Source organism: Ruegeria sp. YKSE079, assembly GCF_059612845.1.
The window spans coordinates 1-23,937 of sequence record NZ_JBXWRJ010000026.1 but is presented as its reverse complement, the minus strand read 5'-3'; the positions used below and the strand labels follow the sequence as shown (position 1 = coordinate 23,937).

The window sequence follows — 23,937 nt, the reverse complement described above, 5'->3', positions numbered from 1 at the left end:
GCGCAAAAATCTGAGGTTTCGTCGATTTGTTCGGATGCTATCTGGAAATGCGCAAGGAGAAAGACGAGATGAGCGATTTTCTGGAACTCAGAGAGCACGATGGCGGTATTGTAGAGTTAGTTCTTAGGCGTGGGCCGGTAAACGCGCTAAGCGCAGAGTTTCTAATGGCGTTCTCAGAGCAGATAAAGGAAATGGAGCAGAACGACGAAGTTCGAGCTATCGTTTTGTCCAGCACATTCAGGGTGTTCTCGGCTGGACTTGATCTGAAGGAGGCGAAAAATTTCGACATTCAAGAGCAGAATGAAATTGTCGAAGGTCTGAACGTTGGGTTTCTCTCATTATTCGAATGTCGAAAACCCACAGTGAGTGCCGTGAACGGAGCAGCAATAGCTGGTGGAATGTTTTTTGTACTTGCCTCGGATTTTCGCGTTGCTGCTGCACGAGCGACGCTTGGCCTTGCAGAGGTGCGAGTTGGTGCGGATTTCCCCGCAGGTCCGCTTGAAATCGCGCGCGCGACACTCGATCCCAATACGCTCAGACGATTGATGCTGACGGGTCAGCCGATGAACTCCGAGACGGCCTTGCGCTTCGGTGTGATCGATGTCGTCGACGACGATGTCCTGAACCGGGCCATAGGCGAAGCCAAAAAACTGGCAGCTATTCCGCCGAAAACCTATGCCTCGGTGAAACGACAGATCCGTCAAGGCACAATTGATCTGATCCGCAGCCGAATGGCCAACGGCGCGAATGCACCAGAAGGTGGCTGGTTCAATGAAGAAACCAGAGCGGCGATGAATCGAATGATCGGTTAGTTGTCCCATCAAATATTGGATTCCGGATCGCTAACAACATTCAACGATTGGGGTTGGAGAGGAGAACCGCGATGAACGGCGCTACAAAACAAGGGGTGGATCCCGGGCGGTTAAATCGAATCGGCGAATGGATGCAACGCTATGTCAATGAACGCAAATATCCCGGCAGTTCGGTTCTGATCCATCGGCACGGAGAGGAGGTATTTTTCAACGCCTGCGGCTTGCGAGATCTTGAACAGAGCCTGCCATTCAAACGTGACACAGTTGTTCGCCTTTATTCGATGACCAAGCCTATCACCTCGGTCGCCATAATGATGCTGGCTGAACAGGGTCTTTTTCACTTGGGCGCGCCAATCTCGGAGTTTTTGCCTGAATTCAGCAATTTGCATGCGTTGGTTGCCGGCGCCGAGCGGATTGACCAAGTCGAACCAACCACCACGCCAACCCTGCATCACTTGCTGACACACACCAGCGGCCTGAGTTACCCATTCAATCCAGGCGTTTTACCAAAGGCCATGGATAAGCAGGATATAATGTTCAAGCCCACACAAGGCGTTTTGGCTGATATGGTTCAACAAGTCGCTGAACTGCCCTTGGCCTTTCAGCCGGGCACAAGGTGGGAATACTCGGTTTCGATCGATGTTCTGGGGCGCGTGATCGAAGTTGTTTCGGGAAAAAGTCTGGATTGCTTCTTCAAACAGCAAATCTTTGACCTTCTGGGCATGACTGAGACTGCGTTTTCGGTTCCTGCCGGAGCGGAAAACCGATTTGCCTCGCTCTATACTCCACTGTCTGGTGATGCCATGGCGCTTAATGACGCGAAATCCGGTGGAGAAACATTGAGGTTAGTTGACGAGGACGGAGGATCGCCATTCGAACATGCCACCATGTTCTCCGGCGGTGGTGGCCTCGTGGGTACGATTGATGACTATCATCGCTTTGTAGATATGCTGCGACGAAAAGGTGAAAGTAACGGCAATCGTTTGCTTGGCTCCAGCACGGTAGATTTCATGATGCGCAACCATCTGGCCGGCGACATTGCCTCGATGGGGCCAAGCAGCTTTGCGGAACAGCCCATGAAGGGGCTGGGATTTGGCATCGGAGGCGGTGTTGTTCTTGATGCCGCGCGGTCAGGCACGATCGGGTCGGTGGGTGATTACAGTTGGGGTGGAATGGCATCGACATTTTTCTGGTTGGATCGGGTTCACGACCTGAGCGTGGTCTTTTTCACTCAGCTCTCACCTTCCAGTTCCTATCCGTCCCGCGCCGAACTCAAAGCGCTTGTCCATGGGGCATTGCTCGGCTGAGAGGCAAAGAACAAGACGTAGCATGCTGTGATACATTGTTTAAATTCAAGGTGTAAGGAAATGACGGACGCGGAAAAGATCCTGCTCGATCTTTTGAATTTGGAAAGGTTGGAAGTCGATCTCTTTCGCGGACCGGGATCGGGCGGTGAAACACCGACTCGGATCTACGGCGGGCAGGTAGTCGCACAGGCATTGTCGGCAGCTTACAGAACGGTGGATGACCGGCTGTGCCATTCTCTGCATGCATACTTTATACGGCCTGGAGATCCCAGTATTCCTGTCGTTTATCAGGTGGATCGCGCTCGAGATGGTGGTTCGTTCACGACCCGTCGCGTGGTCGCAATTCAGCACGGAAAACAAATTCTCAATATGTCGACGTCATTCCATGTCAAAGACAGCGGCTGGACTCACCAACACCCTATGCCCAATGCCGGAAAACCAAACGACCATCCTTCGCGGGATGAGTTGCGGCAGAAGTATCTCGGCAAGGTAACCGAAAAATACCGCTCGGAATTCCTAAGGGAGCGCCCAATCGAGGTTCGAGAAGTCGATCCGCTGGACCTTTTTGATCCCGAACCCAGCGACGACCGCAACCACCTTTGGTTTCGAATGCGGGCAGCAGCAGGTGAGGACGCGAAAACCCAACATCTTCTGTTGACCTACGCGTCGGATATGGCGCTTTTGAGTTCTGGTCTTCGACCTCATGGACTGAGTTGGTTCAAACGGCAGGTGAACGGCGCAAGTCTGGACCATGCGATGTGGTTTCACGCTCCAGTTCAGATCGAAAACTGGCATCAGTATTCAATGGACGCGCCGTGGACGGGGCAGGGGCGAAGCTTCAATCGCGGTTCCATTTATACAGAAGACGGAATTCTGGTCGCCTCCGTCGCACAGGAAGGTTTGATGAGACGCCCAAAGGTTTAGCTCTGGCCACTGGATATTTGATTTAGATTTTTCATCCCTCTGATCCAACGGCCATAGTCTTCGACCTTCATGCGCATGTAATCGCCAACCTGAGGATGCGGCAGAACCAAGGACCGTTGTTTTGTATTGCTTCAACGCAAGTGTTCACCACCGCTTCGGACTCAATGATGCGGTCTTCCTTGCTAGACTGTTCTGCCAGTACTTCTCCAATCCGTGATGCAGCACCCGATAGGACGAAAATTTCGTTCTTTAGATCCTACACTTCCTCGGCGATCTGGTTGAGTCGAGGTCCAACTGTTCCGTTCGTCCACGCAACATACGGAGTTTGCTAGGGCATGTCGCTTACAGGATTATAAATTACATAATACCAATTACACGTTTTCTACATGTACCCGGGAGCGCGCTACCCTGAAGTGAGAATCCTATAAAAAACAATTCGTTATCTAATAGAAGATCATGGCATGGGGGCCGTTTACACGCAACTATCACTGCAAGAACGTCGCAAAATCGAGAACTGGTGGCACGCAAAGGTGCCCGTTCGGGAGATGGCGCGCGTGAAGCGCCACAAATCGACGATTTTTCGCGAGATCAAACGTAATTTCTGGGCCGATGATGCGTTCCCCAAGAAGTACGCGGGATATTTTGGTCATGCGGCTCGTTTACAAACTCAGAAACGTCGATCCGTGCGTGCAGCGCAAGCTGATCCGACGCCCCGATCTCAGTAAGCGAGTCATCGCCCGCCTCAAACAAGGATGGACACCTGAGCAGATCGGCAATCGGATGATCCACGAAGGTGCAAAAATGCGCGTGTGTCAGGAAACGATCTGTCGGCACATCTATTCCAACGAAGGTTTGGCGCAGGAGCTCTGGTGGTTCCTGCCCCAGTATCGCAAGTCTCGTCGCCCACGCCGTGCCAGAAAGCGCTAGGCTCCAAGGTTCGATCGTGATGTGAGCATCCTGTTTCGACCGGACGACGCCGCGCACCGCCGTCAGTTCGGTCACTGGGAGGCTGGCCTTGTACTGTTTAAACAGCGCTTTGGGCAATCAAATGTAACCTCGCTTGTCGAGCGGGTCAGCCGATTCACGGTGCTTCTGAAGAATCCGAACAAACGCACGAAGTCTGTCATGGGAAAAATCATAAAAGCAATACGCGACCTCTCTCACGTGGCGCGCAAGTCCGTCACCTTTGATCGAGGAACGGAGTTCGTCAGCTGGCCCCATTTCCACGCTGAGATCGGAACACAAACGTGGTTCTGCGATCCGTCTTCCCCCCTGGCAGAAAAGCACCGTCGAGAACACCAATCGCCGGGCGCGAAGATGGTTGCCCCGCAAGCGCGACATCACGGCGGTCTCAGATCATGAATTGAAAATGCTCTGCGACCGCCTCAATGCAACCCCCAGGAAATGCCGTGTATGGAAGACACCAACAGAGGTGTTCAGAGAAAAGAGGATGAAAGAGATGGGCGAATGCCCCTACCCCGAACGCCAATAGCAGTCGCGGTTCACATATCGCCCACAACTATCTTTCAATAGAACGCCTGCAACCCGGTTTGCGCGCGCCCGAGAATCAACGCATGTACATCATGAGTACCTTCGTAGGTGTTCACGGTTTCAAGATTGACCATGTGGCGAATGACCTGAAATTCCAGCGAGATTCCGTTGCCACCGTGCATGTCCCTCGCCATGCGCGCAATCTCCAGGGCCTTGCCGCAATTATTGCGCTTGATTATCGAAATCATTTCGGGCGCCGCATTCGCTTCGTCCATCAGCCGCCCGACCCGAAGGCTGGCCTGAATGCCCAATGCAATCTCGGTCTGCATATCCGCCAGCTTTCGCTGGAACAACTGTGTCTGTGCCAACGGACGATTGAACTGATGACGATCAAGGCCGTATTGCCGGGCCGAATGCCAGCAGTGCTCGGCTGCCCCCATTACACCCCAACTAATTCCATAGCGCGCCCGATTTAGGCAACCGAAGGGACCTTTGAGGCCCTGAACATATGGAAGCAGAGCATCTTCACCTACTTCGGCACCATCAAGCACGATTTCCCCCGTGATAGATGCACGCAGGCTGAGTTTGTTCTGGATTTTCGGGGCGCTCAGTCCCTTTATGCCCTTGTCCAGAACGAATCCGCGGATCTTGCCATCATGTGCATCGGACTTAGCCCAGACCACAAAAACATCCGCGATCGGAGCATTGGAAATCCACATTTTGCTGCCGGTCAAACGGTAGCCGCCTTCGATTTTCTCGGCCCTAGTTTTCATACTGGCAGGATCACTTCCAGCGTCAGGCTCGGTCAAGCCGAAGCACCCGATCCACTCGCCGCTGGCCAATTTGGGTAAGTACTTCCTGCGCTGTTCTTCGCTGCCATAGGCGTAAATTGGATACATCACCAGCGAGCTTTGCACCGACATCATGGATCGGTAACCGGAATCGACCCGTTCAACCTCGCGCGCCACAAGGCCATAAGCGACATAGCCGGCGCCTATGCCGCCGTATTCTTCGGGAATCGTGGTGCCCAACAGGCCCATTTCGCCCATTTCCCGAAAGATTTCCGGATCGGTTAGCTCGTTCTGGAAGGCATCTGTCACACGTGGCTGTAGTTTTTCCTGCGCATAGAACCGTGCGCTGTCGGCAATCATCCGTTCTTCTTCAGTCAGTTGATCGGATAAGCGAAAAGGATCCTCCCATGCAAAGGTTCCAAGATCGGGCGCGTCCTTGGCTCGTAGGGTCGGTTTCGTCGTCGGAGCATTCATGGCACTTCTCCAAATTTCTGATTGCGCGAACCCTACTCTGCGATTTTCGCAAAAAACAGCGATACTTTTACATGTTTATATGACAAAAACGCATACATGGACATGCCACGTAGACTATTTCCATCAATCACCGCGCTTCGCGCATTGGAAGCCTTGGACCGCCTCGGATCTGCTTCCGCTGTTGCCGAAGAATTGACTTTGACTCAAAGTGCCATCAGCAGACAGTTGCAATCTCTCGAGACACAACTGGGTGTGGAACTGATCCGGAGAGACAAGAAACGGCTAACGTTGACGTCCACGGCACAAACCTATGTTCAGGAAATTCGCGAAGCCCTGAACCAGATCGCGCAAGCCTCGTTGCGCCTGCATGTCGCGCCAGTTGGAGGAACTCTGAACCTTGCCATACTTCCGACCTTTGGAATGCGGTGGCTCATGCCGCGTCTTCCTGACTTCGCGAGGCGTCACCCCGAAATTACAATCAACATGTCAACCCGGCTTCGCCCTTTCAACTTCGCCACCGAAGCCTTTGATGCCGCATTGCATTTTGGTGAACCTGACTGGCTCGGAACAGAGCGGCTGCTATTGAAGACTGAACGCGTTCTGCCCGTTTGTGCGCCCGGTCTCATGCCAAATGGTGCACCGAAAGTCGCCGAAGGTTTGTTGCGTTATCCGCTTTTGCACATTCAAACGAGGCCACGCGCTTGGCAGGATTGGTTCACTCAGATGGGAGTTGATCGCAAAGCTCCGCTAAACGGCACTATCCACGACCAGTTTGCAACGATTATACAGGCGGCAATTCACGGCTTGGGCGTGGCGCTGCTTCCCAGCTACCTGGTGGAACAGGATCTTGCCACGGGTCGTCTGGTTGCAGCCTATCCCGATGCGGTGGAGACCGTCGGAGCCTATTACCTTGTCTGGCCGATATCGAAGTCGACTGATCCGTCACTGCGCGAGTTTCGGCACTGGTTGGCAGGGCAAGTCGAACCTGAAGAAACCTTGCCGCGCTAACCCAGCGCGTACCCTGTCCCACGAACGGTTCGCAACGGGTCCGTTCCTCCATGTTGCATCAACGCCTTGCGCAAACGCCCGATATGAACGTCAACGGTTCTGGTGTCGACAAAGATGTCGCGCCCCCAAACCCGATCCAACAATTGTTCGCGACTCCAGACCCGACCCGGCTTTTCCATGAATGTGCTGAGCAGTCGAAACTCTGTTGGCCCAAGTTTCAGGGCCTTGTCCCCTCGACTGACCTTGTGGGTTTCCGCATCCAGTACGATGTCGTCATATTCCAATTTAACACCAACAGTCGAAGGTCGCACCCTCCTGAGTTGACTGCGGACCCGCGCCATCAATTCGACAACAGAATAAGGTTTGACAACATAATCATCCGCGCCAGTTTCCAATCCGCGCACCTTGTCCACCTCTTCCGAGCGCGCCGACAGCATGATGATCGGTATCGATCGCGTTTCGGGCCGCGTTTTCAAACGGCGGCACACTTCGATGCCGCTCAGGTTGGGCATCATCCAGTCGAGAACGATAATGTCCGGGCTGTCTTCGTCGACCAGCAACAGGGCCTCTTCCCCATTGGCTGCGCGGGAAACGCGAAAGCCCTCGGCCTCAAGATTATAGGCCAGAACCTCGCGCTGCGCAGGCTCATCCTCTACAACCAGAACCGTCGGTTGATCGGTGGGCATGTCAGCCTCCCTCAGATCGTCTGCGAGGTTGTGTCGGCCTTGGGCCGGGCCTCGGTCGGGCGACTGCCGGTTACCAAGTAAACCACTTGCTCGGCGATTGCGGTCACATGATCGCCCATTCGTTCGATGTTTTTGGCGATGAAATGCAGATGCATGCATGCAGAAATACTGCGGGGATCTTCGGCCATGAAGGTAAGCAATTCACGAAACAGGCCATTGTACATCTGGTCAACATCATGGTCGCGCTCTATCACATCGTTTGCCAGTTCCGGATCGCGCTGGATATAGGCATCCAGGGCATCGCGCAGCATGTGTTCAACCTCACGCGCCATCCGGCGCAGTGCCGAAGCGCTGCCGTTCACCTCCGCCGCGTCCACAAGAACGGTTGTTCGCTTGGCGATGTTCTTGGCGTAGTCACCAATTCGTTCGAGATTTGCCGAGACCTTCAGGACGGACAACACCAACCTCAGATCCCCGGCTGTCGGAGAGCGCAGCGCAATCAAGCGGGCCGTTTCTTCGTTGATCAGTTCTTCGAGCTCGTCGATTGCCTTGTCATCCTTGCGCACTTGTTGCGCCAATTCTTCATCACGCGCTTCCAGAGATCTGGCTGCGCCCATGATTGCGGCCTCCACCAAGCCACCCATCTTCATGATATGCGCTTGAACGGCTTCGAGATCGCGGTCGTAAACTGAAGTAATATGCTGTTCCGTCATGTTTTTTTCTCGTCTTCAGCCGATCCGGCCAGTGATGTAGCTTTCGGTTCGGGGATCAATCGGGTTGGTGAAAATCTGACCGGTCTCACCAAATTCCACAAGATTACCCAGGTGGAAGAAAGCGGTTTTCTGGCTGACCCGGGCTGCCTGTTGCATAGAATGGGTCACGATCACCACCGAATATCGTTGACGCAGTTCGTCGATCAGTTCTTCGACTTGTGCTGTTGCTATCGGATCCAAAGCCGAGCACGGCTCGTCCATCAACAAAACCTCGGGTTCTGTTGCAACCGCGCGCGCAATGCACAAACGTTGCTGCTGCCCCCCTGACAGGCCGGTTCCGGGGGCATCAAGACGATCTTTGACCTCATCCCAGATTGCCCCGCGACGCAGGGATCTTTCCACGATTTCATCCAGTTCCGCCTTGTTCTTTGCAAGGCCATGGATGCGGGGACCGTAAGCTACATTGTCATAGATCGACTTGGGAAAAGGGTTGGGTTTCTGGAACACCATCCCGATCTTGGCGCGCAATTGAACCGGATCGACCCGCTTGTCATAAATATCCTCGCCATCCAGCAGGATATCACCTTCGACGCGGCAGATGTCGATTGTGTCGTTCATTCGATTGAGGCAGCGCAGAAAGGTGGACTTGCCGCAGCCCGACGGACCGATGAAGGCCGTCACCGTCTTGTCCTCGATCTCGACACTCACATCCTTGATGGCATGGGCTTCGCCATAGTAGACCTGAACGTTTTTTGCCGTGATCTTGGGTTCCTGCGTTTCCACTTCTCTCTCCACGCGAGACAAATCTTTCATATCGTGCCCCTTTTACCAGCGGCGTTCAAAGCGGCGGCGAAGGATCACGGCCACGGTGTTCATGGTGACGAGGAAGACAAGCAAGATGATGATGCCTCCCCAAGCGCGTTCGTAAAAGGCCGGATCGGCCCGTTTTGCCCATTCGTAAATCTGTGCCGGCATAGCGGAGTTCGGTGACAATAGCCCGCTTGCGATGCTGTCCGGCGCATTCGAGGCGATGAATCCCACCATGCCAATCAAAAGCAGCGGCGCTGTTTCACCAAGGGCCTGCGCCAAACCGATTATTGTTCCCGTCAGAATGCCTGGAGCGGCCAGAGGCAGCACGTGATGAAACACGGATTGCATCTTCGATGCCCCTACCCCAAGCGCCGCATCACGAATGCTGGGCGGTACCGATTTTAGCGATGCACGAGTCGAAATGATGATCGTTGGCAGGGTCATCAGCGTCAAGACCAGCCCTCCCACCAGAGGTGCGGACATCGGCAAGTGCATATAGTTGATGAAGACTGCAAGGCCCAGGATACCAAAAACGATCGACGGTACAGCGGCCAGGTTTGAAATGTTCACTTCGATGACATCGGTCAGCCAGTTTTTCGGCGCAAATTCCTCAAGATAGATCGAAGCTGCCACTCCTATTGGCAATGCCAGCACCAATACCACCAGCATCATGAACAGCGATCCGATCATCGAAACCCCCATACCTGCCGCTTCCGGCCTCTGGTCAGAGGCGTCGGCACCAAAGATGAAATCGGGATTGAAGGTTTTTTTCAGGACGCCCGCGTTGCGTAGTTGGTCCACGAAATCCAGCTGCTCGGCAGAAATGGACTTGTCATTTTCGATGGAAGCCCGCGTGACTCGGCCTTTCAAATAGCCGTCTACTCGCGAATTGGCGAGAAAACGAAACTCGATTGTTTTTCCGATCTTGTCGGGATGTGCCAGAACATACTCACGCAATTGCGCGACTGCGCTTTTCGACAGAATGCCTGTCTGATCTTTCGTTTTCAGTTCAGTATTGAGCCCAAGCTTTTTCACTTCGGTCTCAAAGGCGTTGTTGATGAGGGGCGCATAGCCAAAGGTGGTCACTTTCTTGATGTCTTCAAGATTCCGGTCGCCTTTCTTGTCGAGTTTGCTTTCCAGCAACTCGACCGGCAGGGTTACAAAGGTTTGCGTATATGCACCCATGCCCTTGCTCACAATGTTATAGACCAGTAGCACAAGCATCAGCAGGCCAATGGCAATTGCGACGGCACCATACGCCTTGAACCGGGTCTCGGCGCGATTTCTGCGGATGGTGCGGGCATCTTTCTTTAGCAGTGAAGCGTTTTGCCTGCGGGACGAGACGCCGTTTCGGCTGATATCGGTCATTCGTACTGCTCCCGGTATTTGCGCACGATGTAAAGCGCCAGAACGTTCAGGCCGAGTGTAAGGACGAACAGCGTCAGGCCGAGCGCGAACGCGACCAGCGTCTCTGGGCTGGCAAAGTCGGTATCCCCGGTCAGCTGGCTGACAATCCGGGTGGTGATAGTAGTCATTGATTCCAAAGGATTAAGCGAAAACTTGGCAATAGCCCCAGCACCCATGACGACGATCATAGTTTCACCGATAGCGCGCGAGGCGGCCAGCAGAACCGCGCCCACAATGCCGGGGAGCGCGGCGGGAAGGACGACCTGGCGAATGGTTTCGGATCTAGTCGCGCCCAGGCCCAGCGAGCCGTCGCGTATCGATTGTGGAACGGCGTTGATGATATCATCGGACAGGGACGAGACGAACGGGATCAGCATGATACCCATCACCAATCCTGCGGTCAGTACCGACGTTGCACCGGCCATCCATTCGACCCCCAGCAATCCGCCCTTGGAAAAAACGTTTGCCAGCATCGGGCCAACGGTCAGCAATGCAAAGAGGCCGTAGACGATTGTCGGGATGCCGGCGAGAATTTCGATCATTGGCTTGGCAAAGCTGCGGGTGGCCTTGCCGGCGTATTCGGACAGGTAGATTGCGGCGAATAGTCCAATTGGTACTGCCACCAGAAGCGCGATGGCCGAAATGTACAACGTGCCCCACAGCAGCGGCAGAATGGACAATTCGGAATCGCCGCGGAAATTCGGCGCCCAGGTGCTGCCCAGGAAAAAGTCCTTCCAATCATGCAGGCGGAAGAAATTCGTGGTCTCGAAGAGCATCGACAGAACGATGCCAACTGTGGTCAGAATGGCCAGCGAGGCGGCCAGGATCAGTAACGCCAGAATGCCACGTTCTACGGTATTGCGCGCCCGGAAGTCTTTGTGAGTTCTCGCGTAGGAGACTGCCAGACCGCCAAGGGCAAGCGCTGCGACGAGGATTGCCATTGCACTTCCGCCAAGGGTGTTCATCCGACGATAGCTTTGTGCGGCGCGCAGAACCTCGGGGCGAACATCCGATCCCAGCGCGACGCCGAGATCACCCAATTGCGCACGGATATCTGTTTCCTCTGCATCCAGTGCGCGGGCCTCAAGTCGGGTCAGGACACCCTGTTGCACGGCGATGTCCAATCCATCGGCCACACGCCGGACATCGGACATAAGCAGGTCACGGGTCGATTCCTGCGGAATCGCCTCGTCGGGGATCATGCCCGAGACCCGGCTCTCGACGATCATGGGCTGTGCCAGCAGCCAGATGACGAGAACGCCGAGCGCGGGCACAAGAGATGTCAGCGCCACGTTAAGTCCGTAGTAGACGGGCAAGGAATGGAGGGCGCGCGTGTTGCCGCCAGCCGAATTCAGTGCGCGACGGCGCCCGGCGACATACCCGATGGCGGCCAGAACAAACAGCGATATCACCAGCCAGAGTGTCGGCATCAGAACCAATATCCGTATTCAGAAGCAGCAAGACCGGGGCAGCGCTCCTGCCCCGGTCAGTTTCGGATGATCGCGGGCAGATTACGAATTGCCGTCCATCGTGGCTTCGTCTGCGACAGCGTTCTGGGTGTCGCCCAGTTCAGGGTCGGCGACCAGACCGTATTCGGCCAATGGGCCATCGGGGCCTGCGACCTCGTCAGCGACGAAGAACTCGACATATTCCTTGAGGCCGGGGATCACACCGATATGCGCTTTCTTCACGTAGAAGAACAGTGGGCGGGACACCGGGTATTCGCCGGTTGCGATCGATTCGGTCGAGGGAACGATGCCCGACATGGTGGCAACCTGCAGCTTGTCGGTGTTGTTCTCATAGAAAGCCAGACCAAAGACGCCGATGCCGCTTTGGTTTGATTCGATGCGGGCCAGCGTTTCGGTGTAATCGCCGTCGATATCGACAGATTTGCCATCGGTGCGCAGAGCGATACAGGCTTTTTCAGCCGCTTTTTTGTCATCGCCATTGGCCGCCATGAAAGCTTCGAATGCGCCGGTTTCCTCGCAGCCAGCAAGGATCACCTTGTCTTCGAACACCTCGCGGGTGCCGTGCTTGGTTCCGGGGATGAAGGCCTGAATATCAACAACCGGGAAATCCGGGTTCACATCGGCCCAAGTGGTGTTGGGGTTGTCGACCAGAGCGCCGTCGACCAGAATCTTGTCGGACAGGGCCAAAAACCAGTCGCTTGGGGTGAACTCATAAGAGTTGCCGTTGATATCGCTGGCAAAAACGATGCCGTCATAGCCGATGCGGACCTCGATAATGTCGGTTACGCCGTTTTCGGCACAGACCTTGATTTCCTTGTCCTTGATCTTGCGTGAGGCATTGGCGATGTCGATAGTGTTTTCGCCCACACCCTCGCAGAACCGCTTGAGGCCAGCGGACGACCCACCGGATTCAACAACCGGCGTCGGGAAATCGAAGTTTTCGCCAAAAGCTTCGGCAACGATCGAGGCATAAGGCAGTACGGTCGACGAGCCGGCAACCTGAACCTGATCACGAGCGGCGGCAGCAGTTGCGGATACAGCGGCAATTGCGAGGGCCGAAGCCGACAGTTTCACAAAGGACATTTCAGTCTCCTTGGTAGAGATACGTTTGCGATCACCCCATGATGATCCTGGGCGCACTCCTAGGGACGGCGCGTAAGCCTTTTGTGACGGGTTTGTAACAGTTGCATGACAACTGGCCGGGTTTGGCAAAAATATTCCGCATTGCTGTTATGCGCATGTTTCATGATTGACACATCAATGCCAAATCTGCTGGAATTACCGCGGCAGGGACACCGTGAAGGTTGATCCTTTGCCAACCTCGCTTTCGACCCGCAACCGCCCGCGATGGCGATTGACGATGTGCTTGACGATGGCAAGCCCCAGCCCGGTGCCGCCAAGTTGACGCGAGCGGTGGCTGTCAGCGCGATAGAACCGTTCGGTCAGCCGGGGCAGATGAATCGCATCTATCCCCGGCCCCTTGTCGATGATCTGAACCCGCGCTGCGGGGCCGCGAAGGGCCGGATCGCGTTCGGGTGTCATCAGGATCGCGGTCACTTGTCCACCGCTGCCGCCATATTTGATCGCGTTTTCGATCAGGTTGGTGAAGACCTGTCGGAGCTGATCGGGATCACCCTTGATCATTACCGGGTCGTCGGGCGATTCCAGTTTCAGGGAAACATTCGCGGTGTCAGCCAAGGGACGAAGGGAGTTCATCGTGGTCAGCAACACCGTCGAAAGGTCGAGTTCCTGCTTTGGGCGCACCCGTTCTTCGCTTTCGACGCGGTTCAGAGACAGCAGATCTCCGACCAGCCGGTTCATCCTGTCGGCCTCATCCGCCATGATTTGCAGAAAGCGCTCGCGAGCTGCCGGATCGTCTTTGGCAGGGCCGCGCAGGGTTTCGATGAAGCCCATGAGCGCTGTCAATGGGGTGCGTAATTCGTGGCTGACATTGGCGACGAAATCCCGTCGCATTTGCCCGGCCTGTTCAAGATGGGTGATGTCCTTGAAACAGACAAGCGCCGCCCCTGCCTCGGTCTCGCCGAGGTCAGATATGAATCGGCATTCGACCTCGAAAGTGGTGTCCTGTGCGCCGTCGTTGGCCAGGTGCCGAGTGATTGTGGGCTCTGTGGTCTTAAGCGTTTTCTCCAGAGCTTCGATGACCTGCGGCTGGCGCAGGATGGTTGCAAAATGTCGACCTGAGATCTGTTGCCCCAAGAGTTTCCGAGCATCGGAGTTTGCGACAATGATCCGTTCGGACCTGTCCACCAGAACCGCAGGCATGGGAATTGCAGTGATGAATTCTGACAGGAGATCAGGTGGCATGGGTGGATTCGCGACTATTGGGTTGCCCGGCGACTGTTAAACCCGGATTGCGGCGTCTCGCTGGCGGAGTGTCATGAGACGGGGACAAGGGTTTCGCGAAACTTGCGCATGTTTTTCTGATACATCCGCGCGCTCAAGGCAAGCCGGGCGGCGGTCGTGTCATCGAGTTGGCGCACGACCTTTCCGGGAGTGCCCATGACCAATGAGTTGTCTGGGATTTCCTTGTTTTCAGTGATCAGTGCCCCAGCCCCGATCAGGCAGTTCCTGCCTATTTTTGCGCCGTTCAGGACGATGGCGCCCATGCCGATCAGGGTGTTGTCCCCGATCGTGCAGCCATGCAGCATCACCTTGTGGCCGATGGTGCAGTCGCGGCCGATGGTCAAGGGATAGCCCGCGTCGATATGCATGATGCAGTCTTCCTGCACGTTGCTGCCAGCGCCCACACGGATCTCTTCGTGATCGGCGCGGATGGTGCAGCCGAACCAGACCGATGCGCCTTGTTCAAGCACGACCTGGCCGATCAGGTTGGCATCCGGCGCGACCCAGGTGTCTGGGTGGATCCGTGGCTTGTGTTCGCCGAGAGCATAGATCGTCATGACGTTTCCTCGAATTCGGATTGCAGGGCGCGCACGTGGTCCGTCAGGTGCGGCTGTTGGATGCGGCGCAGGCGGGTCGCGGTGATGATGGTCTTGAGCGCCTCTTCGGTCGCGTCCAGATCATCGTTGATCAGCACGTGGTCGTAACTGCCCCAGTGACTGATCTCGTCCCAGCTTTTCTGCATCCGGCGCGCGATGGTTTCGGCATCGTCCTGACCACGCGATTCCAGTCTGCGGCGCAACTCGTGGATCGAGGGTGGCAGAAGGAAGATCGACAGCGTGTGCTGACCCAGATCGGAGTTCCGGATCTGTTGCGCCCCCTGCCAGTCGATGTCGAACAGAACGTCCTGCCCGTTTTCGATGGCGGTTTGTACCGGGCCCTTGGGTGAGCCGTAGAAGTTGCCGAAGACGTGGGCATGTTCCAGCATTTCGCCCTTGTTCACGGCGGATTTGAACGCCTCTTCGGTGATGAAGTGATAGTCCTGTCCGTCGATCTCTGTGGGGCGTGGTTCGCGGGTGGTGGCCGAGACCGAGAACCGGATGGATGCGTCCCACGCCCGCAGCCGTTTGGCCAGCGTGGACTTGCCCGCGCCCGAGGGTGAGGACAGAATGATCAGAAGGCCCCGGCGATTTGCCATGATGTCGTATTCCCGTATTTATTCCACGTTCTGCACTTGTTCGCGCATCTGATCGATCACGGCCTTGAGCTCAAGCCCCAGGGTGGTCAAATCCGCGTTCTGCGACTTTGAACACAACGTATTGGCCTCGCGGTTGAACTCCTGCATCAGGAAATCCATTTTGCGCCCAATCGGCCCGCCCTGCCCCAACAGATCGCGCGCGGCAGCAACATGGGCGGTAAGACGATCGATTTCCTCGGTCACATCGGCCTTGACCGCAATCAGGGCGAGTTCCTGCGCAACCCGGTCGGGGTCTGCGCCGTCGGTATTGTTCAGCACGCGCGCGAGATTGGCCTTTAGAGTGTCTGCCATCTGGTCCCGCCGGGAAAGCGCCAGTTCGGCAGCCTGTCTGGTCAGAGCCTCGACCAGATCGAGTTGCGATTGCAGCACGCGCACCAACGCATCCCCTTCGGTCCCGCGCATATCCAGAAAGGACCGGACCAGTTGCCCGAAATCCCGTTTCAGCTGTTCAACCAGAGGCCCGGCGTCATCCTCGTCAGCGCCTGCTTCCATCATACCGCGCAAGGCCAGGAGATCTGATGCGCGGGATGGAGCAAGGGATATTCCCTTGGTTTTTGCCTCGTGCTCGACCGTCGCCAGAGCGTCGAGTGCTGATTGTAGCAAATCGCGGTTCAGCGTCAGGTCGCCACTTTCTTCGCTGCGGGCGACTCGCAGGGACAGGGTGATATTGCCGCGCGCGGCCGCCTTGGCCAGGTCGGCGCGAAGGGCCGCTTCGAGACCGGTCAGCCAATCGGGAACACGCAAGCGCAGGTCCAGCCCCTTGCCGTTCACGCTGCGCAATTCCCAGCTCCAGCTATATGCGCCAAATTCGCCCTTGCCCGAGGCGAAACCGGTCATGGATCTTATCATACCTGCCCTTTCCTGATGCCGGTGGTGGATGCACCTAATGCCATAGGGCGGCAGAGGGCAAGTGTTGGCCTGAAAAGGTCACGTTAACCGGCGTTAACCAAACGTTAAAGATTTGCTCCAAAATTGACTCAACCCGTGTCAGGATAAGACTTGAGTAAACTGCGTATCACTGAGCGCTGAGTAGTTGGGTGATCTGTCATTTGGCAGGGGGTTAAGTGGTGAAAGAGTTGAGTAAAAACGTCCCCGGATCGGTATCGGGGAAGGTGGTGCCCATGGATCGGTTTGTCAGCGGTCGCAGTTTATCTCCCATCCGGCAGGCCGAAGCCTATTGGACCGCGCTGTTGGATGGCACAGGCGTTCCGAAGCGGTCGGATATTGATCCGCGCGGGTTGAACAACATCCTGCAGTTCACTTTCATCCTGGAACGTGTCGCGCCTGGTGTCGCACGGTTTCGTCTGGCTGGCAGCCATTTGACAGAGTTGGCCGGTATGGAAGTGCGCGGGATGCCGGTTTCAGCGTATTTCACACCTTGCGCTCGGGATGAACTGGCCAATGCCCTGGTGCAGGTCTTCGACGCACCAGCCATTGCAGAGTTTAAATTGGCGGCGCCGACACGGCTGGGGATGGCGAAAGTCGAGGCCAGGATGATCCTGATGCCTTTGAAAAGCGATTTGGGCGATGTCAGCCGTGTATTGGGAGTATTGGTGGCCGACACATTCAGAGCCAAAACCCCGGTGAGATTTGACATTGAATCATGTCGGGTCAAACCCGTCTCGCAGCTTGCCGCGAGGCCGGTGAGTTGCACGGAATCGGTTGCGGGACTGACCGCGGATCAAGGAGCGTTCAAATCTCGCACCTTTCAACTGCGGCTGGTGTCATCAAATGACAATTAGACAAAGAGGATTCACCTGAGGATAAGCTCGTCGTGACGCACGGACGATCTGCGGCCCTGCGGTTATCACACGGTGGACGTTGTCGTGCGTAAAGATCGAGGCCAAGTTAAAAGCTGCGACCTTCAACCCTTGGGTGATTGGAATGCATGCCGTGTCTGTATTCACTGGTTAACAGTTCGGCCCGCGTCCGCTTCGTTCAAAGAGGCCATCTTGGGAAAGGAAACCCTTCGATTTGGATGACGTGATCGCGTGACTTTCCTTGTCACGATACCAACAATACGAATCAGCATTGAACCAATGCGACCTGGAATATGCTGCAGCATTGAGAGTTTTTGAGTGGTTTTGGATTGATGGCAAGCGGTTATCTGAGTTGCTCGGCCTCAGAAAACACACTGAAACTGATCAGTTAGAGGCGCCTGTTCCAAATTTCGCCATATGATGCACTGCTGAAGTTGCGCCGAACGGGTTTCAGCATCTTTTCGCCATGAAATTGTGCCAGACTTCTACCACGCTGATCGGGCAACCAATTGCCGTTGGGGCTGCGGTACCAAGGCATCGCTGTGGACAGTCGTCTGCGAACCCCGTAAAAAGTACGCCAATGGGGAAATACATACATGAAAAAAATTCTGGTCCTGAATGGTCCGAACCTGAACCTGTTGGGTACTCGACAACCAGAGGTATACGGCCACACCACGTTGAAAATGATCGAAGAGGCCTGTGTCGCGCATGGATCCGTGATCGGCCTTGACATCACATGCATGCAGTCAAACCACGAAGGTGCGCTGATCGATGCCATTCACGACGCGCGCGGTGTTCGGGACGGGATCGTGTTGAATGCGGGAGCTTATACGCATACCTCTGTGGCCTTGATGGATGCGATTTCTTCGGCCGAAGTTCCTGTCGTCGAGGTTCACCTGTCAAATATCCATGCCCGCGAGCCCTTCAGGCACACATCCTATATCGCCCCTGTCGCGGTCGGGCAGATTTGCGGCTTTGGAGCGCAAGGATATCTGCTGGCGCTCGACGCACTGTCAAATCATTTTCAGCGAGATAACCGACAATGACGCCAGTCGAGTACCTCAATTTCGTCAGCTACGCAAAGTCGCTTGAAGAACTGTGGGATGCACATTGCCGTCAGATGGAAAAATTCGGCTTTGTTCGGCTTCTTTACGGATACACGCAATATCGCACACCTACCTCGTTGGGCGATCCCGAGGATTTCATCATCCTGACCAACCATTGCAAGGAGTACATAGACGGGTTCCTGCACTCGGGGCTGTATTTCCACGCACCCATGCTGAAATGGGCGTTGAGAAATGAAGGCGCCGGCAGTTGGAGGCATATTTCTGAGGCGTTGGCGAACAATACGATGACCGATAAGGAGCGGCAGGTGTATGAGTTCAACGCCTCGATGGGTGTGACCGCTGGTTACACGGTCAGTTTCAACTCGGTCTCCATGCGTACCAAAGGCGCGATTTCCCTGGCCGCGCGAAAGGGGCTGTCACAAGACGATGTCGAGGCAATCTGGGATGAGCATGGAAATGACATCCTGCTGATGAACAACATAGTGCATCTCAAGATCCTGACCCTGCCCTATAATCCGCCCAACCGTTCGCTGACCAAGCGGCAACGCGAGGCGCTGCAATGGGTGGGCGACGGAAAGACGACGCAGGACATCGCGTTGCTGATGGGGCTGACATCGGCAACGGTTGAAAAACATCTCAGGCTGGCGCGTCAGGCCCTGGCCGTCGAGACGACCGCACAGGCTGTTCTGAAGGCTGCTTTGCACAATCAGATGTTCGTCATGGAAGCTTGAACCTGCGCTTTTTGCGCCAGTTGACGCATGGTTACCTAAGGTAAGGAAATCATGACTACCAAACTTTCGGGTGGCGGTGCATAATTATCGCGTTCCGTGAGTGGTGGCTTTGGCCAAGGAACATTTGGACGGATCTTCGCAATATCGTCGCTCTCCGTCCGGTCTGGCAGTGGTCGTTTTATTGTTCGGCGCGCCAATGTCGGAATTTTGAGGGGCCCTTCCATCCCCATCGTGCAGGGCCCCTCATTTATTTCCGGTTTGAGCTTGTCGGGACTGCGATTGGCGGTCCTTTTTTTCGTTCGGAAACGAAAAAGGCCGGCTGCGAATTCTGCAACCGGCCCTTTTGGCGATCCTGGATGGGTTGAACTTAACCCTGTGCGGCCTTGGCGACTTCGGCTGCGAAGTCTTCTTTTTCGACCACGATGCCTTCGCCAACTTCCAGTCGAATGAAGCCGGTGATGGTGGCGCCGGATTCTTTTGCAGCGGCTTCAACGGTCAGGTCCGGGTTTACGACGAACTGCTGGTTCAGCAGGGTCGACTCGGCCACGAATTTTTTCATCCGACCTTCGATCATCTTTTCAATCACCTGCTCCGGCTTGCCGGATTCGCGGGCGATGTCCATCTGGACCTGCTTTTCCTTTTCGACAATCGCCGGGTCCATGTCTGCTTCGGACAGGGCGGCGGGGTTTACGGCGGCGATGTGCATTGCGACTTGCTTGCCGATGTTTTCGTCGCCACCCGACAGCGCAACCAGCACACCGATCTTGCCCATGCCTGCGGTTGCCGCGTTGTGAACATAGGACACCACGGTGTCGCCTTCGATCTTGGCCATGCGGCGGATCGACATGTTTTCACCGATTTTCGCGATCTTGTCGGTCAGGGTGTCAGCGACGGATTTTCCGCCCAGATCGGCCGCTTTCAGCGCTTCAACGTCGGCGACGTTGACAGCAGCAGCGGCGATGCCAGCCACCATGTCCTGGAACTCGGCGTTCTTGGCGACGAAGTCGGTTTCTGCGTTAACCTCAACGGCCACGCCCTTGCCGCCCTCGACAACAACGGCCACCAGGCCCTCGGCGGCGGTGCGGCCAGATTTTTTCGCTGCTTTTGCCAGACCTTTGGTGCGCAGCCAGTCAACGGCGGCTTCCATGTCACCTGCGGTTTCGGTCAGGGCTTTTTTTGCGTCCATCATGCCTGCGCCGGTTGCGTCGCGCAGTTCTTTTACGAGTGCAGCTGTGATTGCCATCTCTGGGCTCTCCTCAATTCAAACGGATTAGGGGCAGGTCTACCCTGCCCCGTATGTCATTCATATGACGGGCAGCTTACGCTTCTGCGGTGGCTTCGGCGTCTTCTGCGACGGCTTCTTCGACCGGCGCTTCTTCCAGCTCACCCAGGTCAACGCCTGCGGCGCCCAGTTGCGCGGACATGCCGTCAAGCGCGGCGCGCGCAGCCAGATCGCAGTACAAAGAGATGGCACGGGCCGCGTCGTCGTTGCCGGGAATGATGTAGTCGACACCATCGGGCGAACAGTTGGTATCGACCACGGCCACAACCGGGATACCCAGTTTGTTGGCTTCGGCAATTGCCAGTGCTTCTTTCTTGACGTCGATGACAAAAAGAAGGTCCGGAACGCCGCCCATTTCGCGAATGCCACCCAGCGAAGCCTGAAGCTTCTGCTGGTCACGCTCCATGCCCAGACGCTCTTTCTTGGTCAGGCCTTCGGCGCCGGATTCCATGGTTTCGTCGATCTGCTTGAGTCGGCTGATCGACTGGGAAACGGTTTTCCAGTTGGTCAGCGTCCCACCCAGCCAGCGGTGGTTCATGAAATACTGTGCCGATTTTTCGGCCGCTTCGGCGATCGGGCCTGCGGCCTGACGCTTGGTGCCGACGAACAGGATACGGCCGCCTTTTGCGACAGTTTCACGGATCACGTTCAGCGCCTGATCCAACATAGGAACGGTCTGGGTCAGGTCCATGATGTGGATGCCATTGCGCGCACCATAGATGAACGGCGACATGCGCGGATTCCAGCGTTGTGTCTGGTGGCCGAAGTGAACGCCAGCTTCCAGCAGCTGACGCATGGTGAACTCGGGAAGAGCCATGCTTTGTTTTCCTTTCCGGTTTCTTCCTCGGCGGGGGTTTCAGAGCGGGTGCTCCAACCGGCGGTCCTGTTGGGGATGTCTCCCCCAAAAGGGCCAAACCCCGCCTGCGGGTTTGAATGGCGCGCGTATACGGCAGGATTGAATGGGGTGCAAGGGCCAATCGCCCTTATTTTGATGACCGCGCGAGGGCGTGGGCATTGCGCACGGCATTTTCACAATGGGCCGCGAGCGCCTTGCGGTCGCCAAAATCACTGACCTTTGCCGGGGAGTGGTAGATCAGTTCGACCCAGCCTTGCCGCCGGGCCGCGAGGGTTTTGAGAAGATGCGGGCCAAACTCCATATCGCCCCACCAGCCGTAAAACCGGTCGGATTCACCATCGGGGGCGTGGAAAATGACCGAAACGGGCTGGATGTGAACGTCATCCCGCAGGTGATCGGAGAAGAACGCAGCGAACAGAGTTGTTTTGAATGGCAAAACCCTCAAACCATCGGTCGAAGTGCCTTCGGGAAAAAACAGGAGTTTATGACCCGCCTTGAGCCGGGATTCAAAAATCTCGGTCTGTTCCCTGGCCTTTTTAGGGTTCCGTTCGATGAACACCGTTCCGGTTGCACGCGCCAGCCAGCCAATGGCAGGCCATCTCGCAACCTCGGCTTTGGACACGAAATAGACCCGCTTGCGCGCATTCAGGGCGAATATGTCCAGCCAGGAAGTATGATTTGCAACCACAGCGCCGTGTTGGTGCATCAGTTCGCCGGACGTGCAGAACCCGATTCCCAGGATACGCAGCGCATTCCGGCACACGAATTGAGCGATGTGAGGCGTGATCGGGCGATTATGGCCATGAATCGGATGTTCGATCAGGCGAACCAGTAGAAGAACCAGAAGCCCGCCAAACACCAAAAACGCCAAGGGTATGCCACGTGCCAGAACACGTAACCATCCTCCCAAACTGATGCGGATCGGATCAGGTTCATCATCGCTGTTCCACAGAGGGTCGGTCACATGCGCGCTCCGCTGTAGATACGACGCTGGCGCTCGTTCATTCGGGCGGTATCGAGGATCAGGCAGACATCCGTGGTGTTGAAGGCATGATCGATATAGGCGCCGTCCCCAACAAATCCGCCCAGCCGCAGGTAGGCCTTGATCAGGGTCGGAACGCCCAGCATCGCCTCGCGGCGATTCAGTTCGGCTTTTGGTATGAGGTTCATATCAACGTAGTGCCTGGGCTGCGCCCTGACGCGAATATCGGCCGGAGCCAGGTGGTTGTGATGCAGCATCGATAGCGGCTGGGCCAGTGTCGTCACGTCGGTGCCGTGAAAGCTGGCGACGCCGAACAGAATGTCGATTTGATGGTCCGCCACATAGGCCGCCAACCCGTTCCACAGATGATACATCGCCATGCCGCCCCGATAGTCGGGATGCACGCAGGACCGCCCCAATTCCAGCAGTTTCCTGCCGCTTCGTTTGAGAACGGTCAGGTCATATTCGTCCTCGGAGTAGAACTGGCCCGCGGCCTGAGCCTTGTCATCGGGCAGCAGCCGATAGACACCAATCACATTGCCGGTTTCATCATCAATGGCCAGCATGTGATCGAAGAAAGGGTCAAACCTGTCGCGTTCCAGTCCTGTGTCGTGATCCACCATCTTGCCCCCACCGCCCAGTTCGCGCACGAAGACGTCATAACGCAGGCGCTGCGCCGCGTGCAGCTCTGCCTCGGTCTCGGCGATCTTGACGGTAAAACTTGGGCCGCGGTCCGACATATCCTATCCAATGGTTTGGCAATCATTTTGCCGTCGCGCTGATACAGTACATTCAAAAGAAATGGCAACCTGTCGATGCTTTTCCGTGTGGACGTTAACCAATCGTCAATCAGTTTTCCGGATCAAAGATGGGCAAAAGGGCGATGTTCGTTCCGTCGATCACCACTTTCCCCTGCTCGCGGAAGTTGACAGTGATCTTGCCACCTATGTTGGACTGAACCTGTCCAACACCCCAGTCGGGGAAATCGGGGTGGCGGACGAACATGCCCGGTGCAAGAATTGCATTAAGGTCTGTCATAACGGCTTGTTTCCGGGATATCTGACGGGTCTGCAGGAGGTACGCATGAGCGAAGGCAACGTCAACCTGGCCGCTTTGATCGGGTCGCGAATCTGTCATGACCTGATCAGTCCGATCGGCGCGATCACAAACGGATTGGAGTTGCTGAACATGTCCGGCGGGGTGCCGGGCCCCGAGATGGAGCTTATCTCGGGCAGCGTGGACAATGCCAGTGCCCGTATACGGTTCTTTCGCATCGCCTTCGGGGCCGGAGGAAATCAGCCGCTGGGACGTACTGAAATAACCGGGGTGCTAGCCGATCTGACGAGAACCGGGCGCGTAAAAATCCACTGGGCGCCAGGTGACGCCAAACCGCGCAGCGAGGTCAAACTGGCTTTTCTGGCAATCCAGTGCTGTGAATCTGCGATGCCATTTGGGGGCACTGTCGAGGTGACTTGTTCGGAAGGTCAATGGAACGTGGTTGGCACAGCCGACAAGATGAACGTGAATCAGGACTTGTGGCACGGGCTGAATACACGGGACTTCAAGGTGCAGGTCACCCCGGCTCTGGTTCAGTTCGCGTTACTGGCGCAAACGGCAAAAGATCTTGGTCGACGCGCGCGGGCCGAAACGACATCGACCCGCGCCTCAATCCGATTCTGACTGGTCTTTCTTTGACGGAGCGTCAGGCGCGGGTGGTTCCGTTTCCGCGCACCAGATATTTGAAACTT

General features: G+C 55.9%; 24 protein-coding genes and 1 pseudogene. 9 read left to right on the top strand and 16 right to left on the bottom strand.

Translation table 11 applies throughout. From position 1 onward, the window contains the following. Positions 1–68 precede the first annotated feature (68 nt). The 4 genes and pseudogenes from AC2FMY_RS19335 (at position 69) to AC2FMY_RS19320 (ending at position 4,535) form a co-directional block, all read left to right on the top strand. Positions 69–812, top strand: a complete 744-nt coding sequence (locus AC2FMY_RS19335) for an enoyl-CoA hydratase/isomerase family protein (protein ID WP_496748409.1) — start codon at positions 69–71, stop codon at positions 810–812. A gap of 71 nt (positions 813–883) precedes the next feature. Beyond that, positions 884–2,119, top strand: a complete 1,236-nt coding sequence (locus AC2FMY_RS19330) for a serine hydrolase domain-containing protein (RefSeq protein WP_496748408.1) — start codon at positions 884–886, stop codon at positions 2,117–2,119. A gap of 60 nt (positions 2,120–2,179) precedes the next feature. Next, positions 2,180–3,043: an acyl-CoA thioesterase gene (locus AC2FMY_RS19325; protein ID WP_480751410.1), complete on the top strand. Its 864-nt coding sequence runs from the start codon at positions 2,180–2,182 to the stop codon at positions 3,041–3,043. A 461-nt stretch (positions 3,044–3,504) separates the two neighbouring features. Beyond that, positions 3,505–4,535: pseudogene (locus AC2FMY_RS19320) on the top strand (IS30 family transposase). A 34-nt stretch (positions 4,536–4,569) separates the two neighbouring features. On the opposite strand, the gene AC2FMY_RS19315 reads toward AC2FMY_RS19320, so the two are convergent. Next, on the bottom strand, positions 4,570–5,799 hold the full coding sequence (locus AC2FMY_RS19315; RefSeq protein WP_496748407.1) for an acyl-CoA dehydrogenase: 1,230 nt from the start codon (positions 5,797–5,799) through the stop codon (positions 4,570–4,572). Positions 5,800–5,895: 96 nt separating this feature from the next. Between AC2FMY_RS19315 and AC2FMY_RS19310 the strand changes: the two genes are divergently transcribed. Then, positions 5,896–6,807 (top strand): LysR substrate-binding domain-containing protein, encoded by a 912-nt coding sequence (locus AC2FMY_RS19310; protein ID WP_496748412.1) that lies wholly within the window; start codon positions 5,896–5,898, stop codon positions 6,805–6,807. Here AC2FMY_RS19310 and phoB read toward each other — a convergent pair. The 10 genes from phoB to AC2FMY_RS19260 all read right to left on the bottom strand — a co-directional run bounded on the left by phoB (position 6,804) and on the right by AC2FMY_RS19260 (position 16,360). Beyond that, positions 6,804–7,493, bottom strand: a complete 690-nt coding sequence (gene phoB / locus AC2FMY_RS19305) for a phosphate regulon transcriptional regulator PhoB (protein WP_480751406.1) — start codon at positions 7,491–7,493, stop codon at positions 6,804–6,806. The two genes, AC2FMY_RS19310 and phoB, sit on opposite strands and share 4 nt — an antisense overlap. Positions 7,494–7,504: 11 nt before the next feature. Further along, entirely contained in the window at positions 7,505–8,206 is a 702-nt protein-coding gene (gene phoU / locus AC2FMY_RS19300; protein ID WP_496748406.1) for a phosphate signaling complex protein PhoU, read from the bottom strand. Positions 8,207–8,221: 15 nt separating this feature from the next. Further along, positions 8,222–9,019, bottom strand: a complete 798-nt coding sequence (gene pstB, locus AC2FMY_RS19295) for a phosphate ABC transporter ATP-binding protein PstB (protein ID WP_496748405.1) — start codon at positions 9,017–9,019, stop codon at positions 8,222–8,224. A 12-nt stretch (positions 9,020–9,031) separates the two neighbouring features. Continuing rightward, positions 9,032–10,384, bottom strand: a complete 1,353-nt coding sequence (gene pstA / locus AC2FMY_RS19290) for a phosphate ABC transporter permease PstA (RefSeq protein ID WP_496807913.1) — start codon at positions 10,382–10,384, stop codon at positions 9,032–9,034. Next, a complete protein-coding gene (gene pstC / locus AC2FMY_RS19285; protein ID WP_496748189.1) occupies positions 10,381–11,853 on the bottom strand; it encodes a phosphate ABC transporter permease subunit PstC in 1,473 nt (490 codons plus the stop codon). The genes pstA and pstC overlap by 4 nt, the downstream gene beginning before the upstream one ends. 81 nt (positions 11,854–11,934) lie before the next feature. Continuing rightward, positions 11,935–12,975 carry a substrate-binding domain-containing protein gene (locus AC2FMY_RS19280; protein ID WP_496748187.1) on the bottom strand — a complete coding sequence of 347 codons (1,041 nt, stop codon included), beginning with the start codon at positions 12,973–12,975 and terminating at the stop codon, positions 11,935–11,937. Between the two features lie 195 nt (positions 12,976–13,170). Then, positions 13,171–14,217: a sensor histidine kinase gene (locus tag AC2FMY_RS19275; RefSeq protein ID WP_496748185.1), complete on the bottom strand. Its 1,047-nt coding sequence runs from the start codon at positions 14,215–14,217 to the stop codon at positions 13,171–13,173. Between the two features lie 71 nt (positions 14,218–14,288). Beyond that, positions 14,289–14,813: a gamma carbonic anhydrase family protein gene (locus tag AC2FMY_RS19270; RefSeq protein WP_496807912.1), complete on the bottom strand. Its 525-nt coding sequence runs from the start codon at positions 14,811–14,813 to the stop codon at positions 14,289–14,291. Next, entirely contained in the window at positions 14,810–15,451 is a 642-nt protein-coding gene (gene gmk, locus AC2FMY_RS19265; protein ID WP_480751395.1) for a guanylate kinase, read from the bottom strand. Before gmk ends, AC2FMY_RS19270 begins: the two co-directional genes overlap by 4 nt. 18 nt (positions 15,452–15,469) lie before the next feature. Then, complete coding sequence (locus AC2FMY_RS19260) at positions 15,470–16,360, bottom strand: YicC/YloC family endoribonuclease (protein WP_496748181.1); 891 nt, start codon at positions 16,358–16,360, stop codon at positions 15,470–15,472. A gap of 272 nt (positions 16,361–16,632) precedes the next feature. Here AC2FMY_RS19260 and AC2FMY_RS19255 point away from each other — a divergent pair, with 272 nt between their 5' ends. The 3 genes from AC2FMY_RS19255 (at position 16,633) to AC2FMY_RS19245 (ending at position 19,069) form a co-directional block, all read left to right on the top strand. Next, positions 16,633–17,253, top strand: a complete 621-nt coding sequence (locus AC2FMY_RS19255; RefSeq protein WP_480751392.1) for a PAS domain-containing protein — start codon at positions 16,633–16,635, stop codon at positions 17,251–17,253. Positions 17,254–17,867: 614 nt separating this feature from the next. Further along, positions 17,868–18,317, top strand: coding sequence for a type II 3-dehydroquinate dehydratase (gene aroQ, locus AC2FMY_RS19250; RefSeq protein ID WP_496748179.1), 450 nt, complete (start codon positions 17,868–17,870; stop codon positions 18,315–18,317). Next, on the top strand, positions 18,314–19,069 hold the full coding sequence (locus tag AC2FMY_RS19245) for an autoinducer binding domain-containing protein (protein WP_496748178.1): 756 nt from the start codon (positions 18,314–18,316) through the stop codon (positions 19,067–19,069). Before aroQ ends, AC2FMY_RS19245 begins: the two co-directional genes overlap by 4 nt. 367 nt (positions 19,070–19,436) lie before the next feature. On the opposite strand, the gene tsf is transcribed toward AC2FMY_RS19245, so the two are convergent. The 5 genes from tsf to AC2FMY_RS19220 form a co-directional block, all read right to left on the bottom strand. Then, positions 19,437–20,312, bottom strand: a complete 876-nt coding sequence (gene tsf / locus AC2FMY_RS19240; protein ID WP_496748176.1) for a translation elongation factor Ts — start codon at positions 20,310–20,312, stop codon at positions 19,437–19,439. A gap of 76 nt (positions 20,313–20,388) precedes the next feature. Continuing rightward, positions 20,389–21,168: a 30S ribosomal protein S2 gene (rpsB, locus tag AC2FMY_RS19235; RefSeq protein ID WP_480751385.1), complete on the bottom strand. Its 780-nt coding sequence runs from the start codon at positions 21,166–21,168 to the stop codon at positions 20,389–20,391. Positions 21,169–21,334: 166 nt separating this feature from the next. Next, entirely contained in the window at positions 21,335–22,171 is an 837-nt protein-coding gene (olsA, locus tag AC2FMY_RS19230) for a lyso-ornithine lipid O-acyltransferase (RefSeq protein ID WP_480751384.1), read from the bottom strand. Further along, positions 22,168–22,929: an L-ornithine N(alpha)-acyltransferase gene (gene olsB, locus AC2FMY_RS19225; protein ID WP_480751382.1), complete on the bottom strand. Its 762-nt coding sequence runs from the start codon at positions 22,927–22,929 to the stop codon at positions 22,168–22,170. Before olsB ends, olsA begins: the two co-directional genes overlap by 4 nt. A 109-nt stretch (positions 22,930–23,038) precedes the next feature. Beyond that, positions 23,039–23,227 (bottom strand): DUF3553 domain-containing protein, encoded by a 189-nt coding sequence (locus AC2FMY_RS19220; protein ID WP_480751381.1) that lies wholly within the window; start codon positions 23,225–23,227, stop codon positions 23,039–23,041. 45 nt (positions 23,228–23,272) lie between these two features. Here AC2FMY_RS19220 and AC2FMY_RS19215 point away from each other — a divergent pair, with 45 nt between their 5' ends. Continuing rightward, a complete protein-coding gene (locus AC2FMY_RS19215; RefSeq protein WP_480751380.1) occupies positions 23,273–23,869 on the top strand; it encodes a histidine phosphotransferase family protein in 597 nt (198 codons plus the stop codon). The last annotated feature ends 68 nt before the right edge of the window (positions 23,870–23,937 follow it).

Excerpts from the sequence above, each read along its gene's own strand:
- AC2FMY_RS19335 (WP_496748409.1), top strand. The coding sequence starts at position 69 with ATGAGCGATTTTCTGGAACTCAGAGAGCACGATGGCGGTATTGTAGAG.
- AC2FMY_RS19330 (WP_496748408.1), top strand. The coding sequence starts at position 884 with ATGAACGGCGCTACAAAACAAGGGGTGGATCCCGGGCGGTTAAATCGA.
- AC2FMY_RS19325 (WP_480751410.1), top strand. The coding sequence starts at position 2,180 with ATGACGGACGCGGAAAAGATCCTGCTCGATCTTTTGAATTTGGAAAGG.
- AC2FMY_RS19315 (WP_496748407.1), bottom strand. The coding sequence starts at position 5,799 with ATGAATGCTCCGACGACGAAACCGACCCTACGAGCCAAGGACGCGCCC.
- AC2FMY_RS19310 (WP_496748412.1), top strand. The coding sequence starts at position 5,896 with ATGGACATGCCACGTAGACTATTTCCATCAATCACCGCGCTTCGCGCA.
- phoB (WP_480751406.1), bottom strand. The coding sequence starts at position 7,493 with ATGCCCACCGATCAACCGACGGTTCTGGTTGTAGAGGATGAGCCTGCG.
- phoU (WP_496748406.1), bottom strand. The coding sequence starts at position 8,206 with ATGACGGAACAGCATATTACTTCAGTTTACGACCGCGATCTCGAAGCC.
- pstB (WP_496748405.1), bottom strand. The coding sequence starts at position 9,019 with ATGAAAGATTTGTCTCGCGTGGAGAGAGAAGTGGAAACGCAGGAACCC.
- pstA (WP_496807913.1), bottom strand. The coding sequence starts at position 10,384 with ATGACCGATATCAGCCGAAACGGCGTCTCGTCCCGCAGGCAAAACGCT.
- pstC (WP_496748189.1), bottom strand. The coding sequence starts at position 11,853 with ATGCCGACACTCTGGCTGGTGATATCGCTGTTTGTTCTGGCCGCCATC.
- AC2FMY_RS19280 (WP_496748187.1), bottom strand. The coding sequence starts at position 12,975 with ATGTCCTTTGTGAAACTGTCGGCTTCGGCCCTCGCAATTGCCGCTGTA.
- AC2FMY_RS19275 (WP_496748185.1), bottom strand. The coding sequence starts at position 14,217 with ATGCCACCTGATCTCCTGTCAGAATTCATCACTGCAATTCCCATGCCT.
- AC2FMY_RS19270 (WP_496807912.1), bottom strand. The coding sequence starts at position 14,813 with ATGACGATCTATGCTCTCGGCGAACACAAGCCACGGATCCACCCAGAC.
- gmk (WP_480751395.1), bottom strand. The coding sequence starts at position 15,451 with ATGGCAAATCGCCGGGGCCTTCTGATCATTCTGTCCTCACCCTCGGGC.
- AC2FMY_RS19260 (WP_496748181.1), bottom strand. The coding sequence starts at position 16,360 with ATGATAAGATCCATGACCGGTTTCGCCTCGGGCAAGGGCGAATTTGGC.
- AC2FMY_RS19255 (WP_480751392.1), top strand. The coding sequence starts at position 16,633 with ATGGATCGGTTTGTCAGCGGTCGCAGTTTATCTCCCATCCGGCAGGCC.
- aroQ (WP_496748179.1), top strand. The coding sequence starts at position 17,868 with ATGAAAAAAATTCTGGTCCTGAATGGTCCGAACCTGAACCTGTTGGGT.
- AC2FMY_RS19245 (WP_496748178.1), top strand. The coding sequence starts at position 18,314 with ATGACGCCAGTCGAGTACCTCAATTTCGTCAGCTACGCAAAGTCGCTT.
- tsf (WP_496748176.1), bottom strand. The coding sequence starts at position 20,312 with ATGGCAATCACAGCTGCACTCGTAAAAGAACTGCGCGACGCAACCGGC.
- rpsB (WP_480751385.1), bottom strand. The coding sequence starts at position 21,168 with ATGGCTCTTCCCGAGTTCACCATGCGTCAGCTGCTGGAAGCTGGCGTT.
- olsB (WP_480751382.1), bottom strand. The coding sequence starts at position 22,929 with ATGTCGGACCGCGGCCCAAGTTTTACCGTCAAGATCGCCGAGACCGAG.
- AC2FMY_RS19220 (WP_480751381.1), bottom strand. The coding sequence starts at position 23,227 with ATGACAGACCTTAATGCAATTCTTGCACCGGGCATGTTCGTCCGCCAC.
- AC2FMY_RS19215 (WP_480751380.1), top strand. The coding sequence starts at position 23,273 with ATGAGCGAAGGCAACGTCAACCTGGCCGCTTTGATCGGGTCGCGAATC.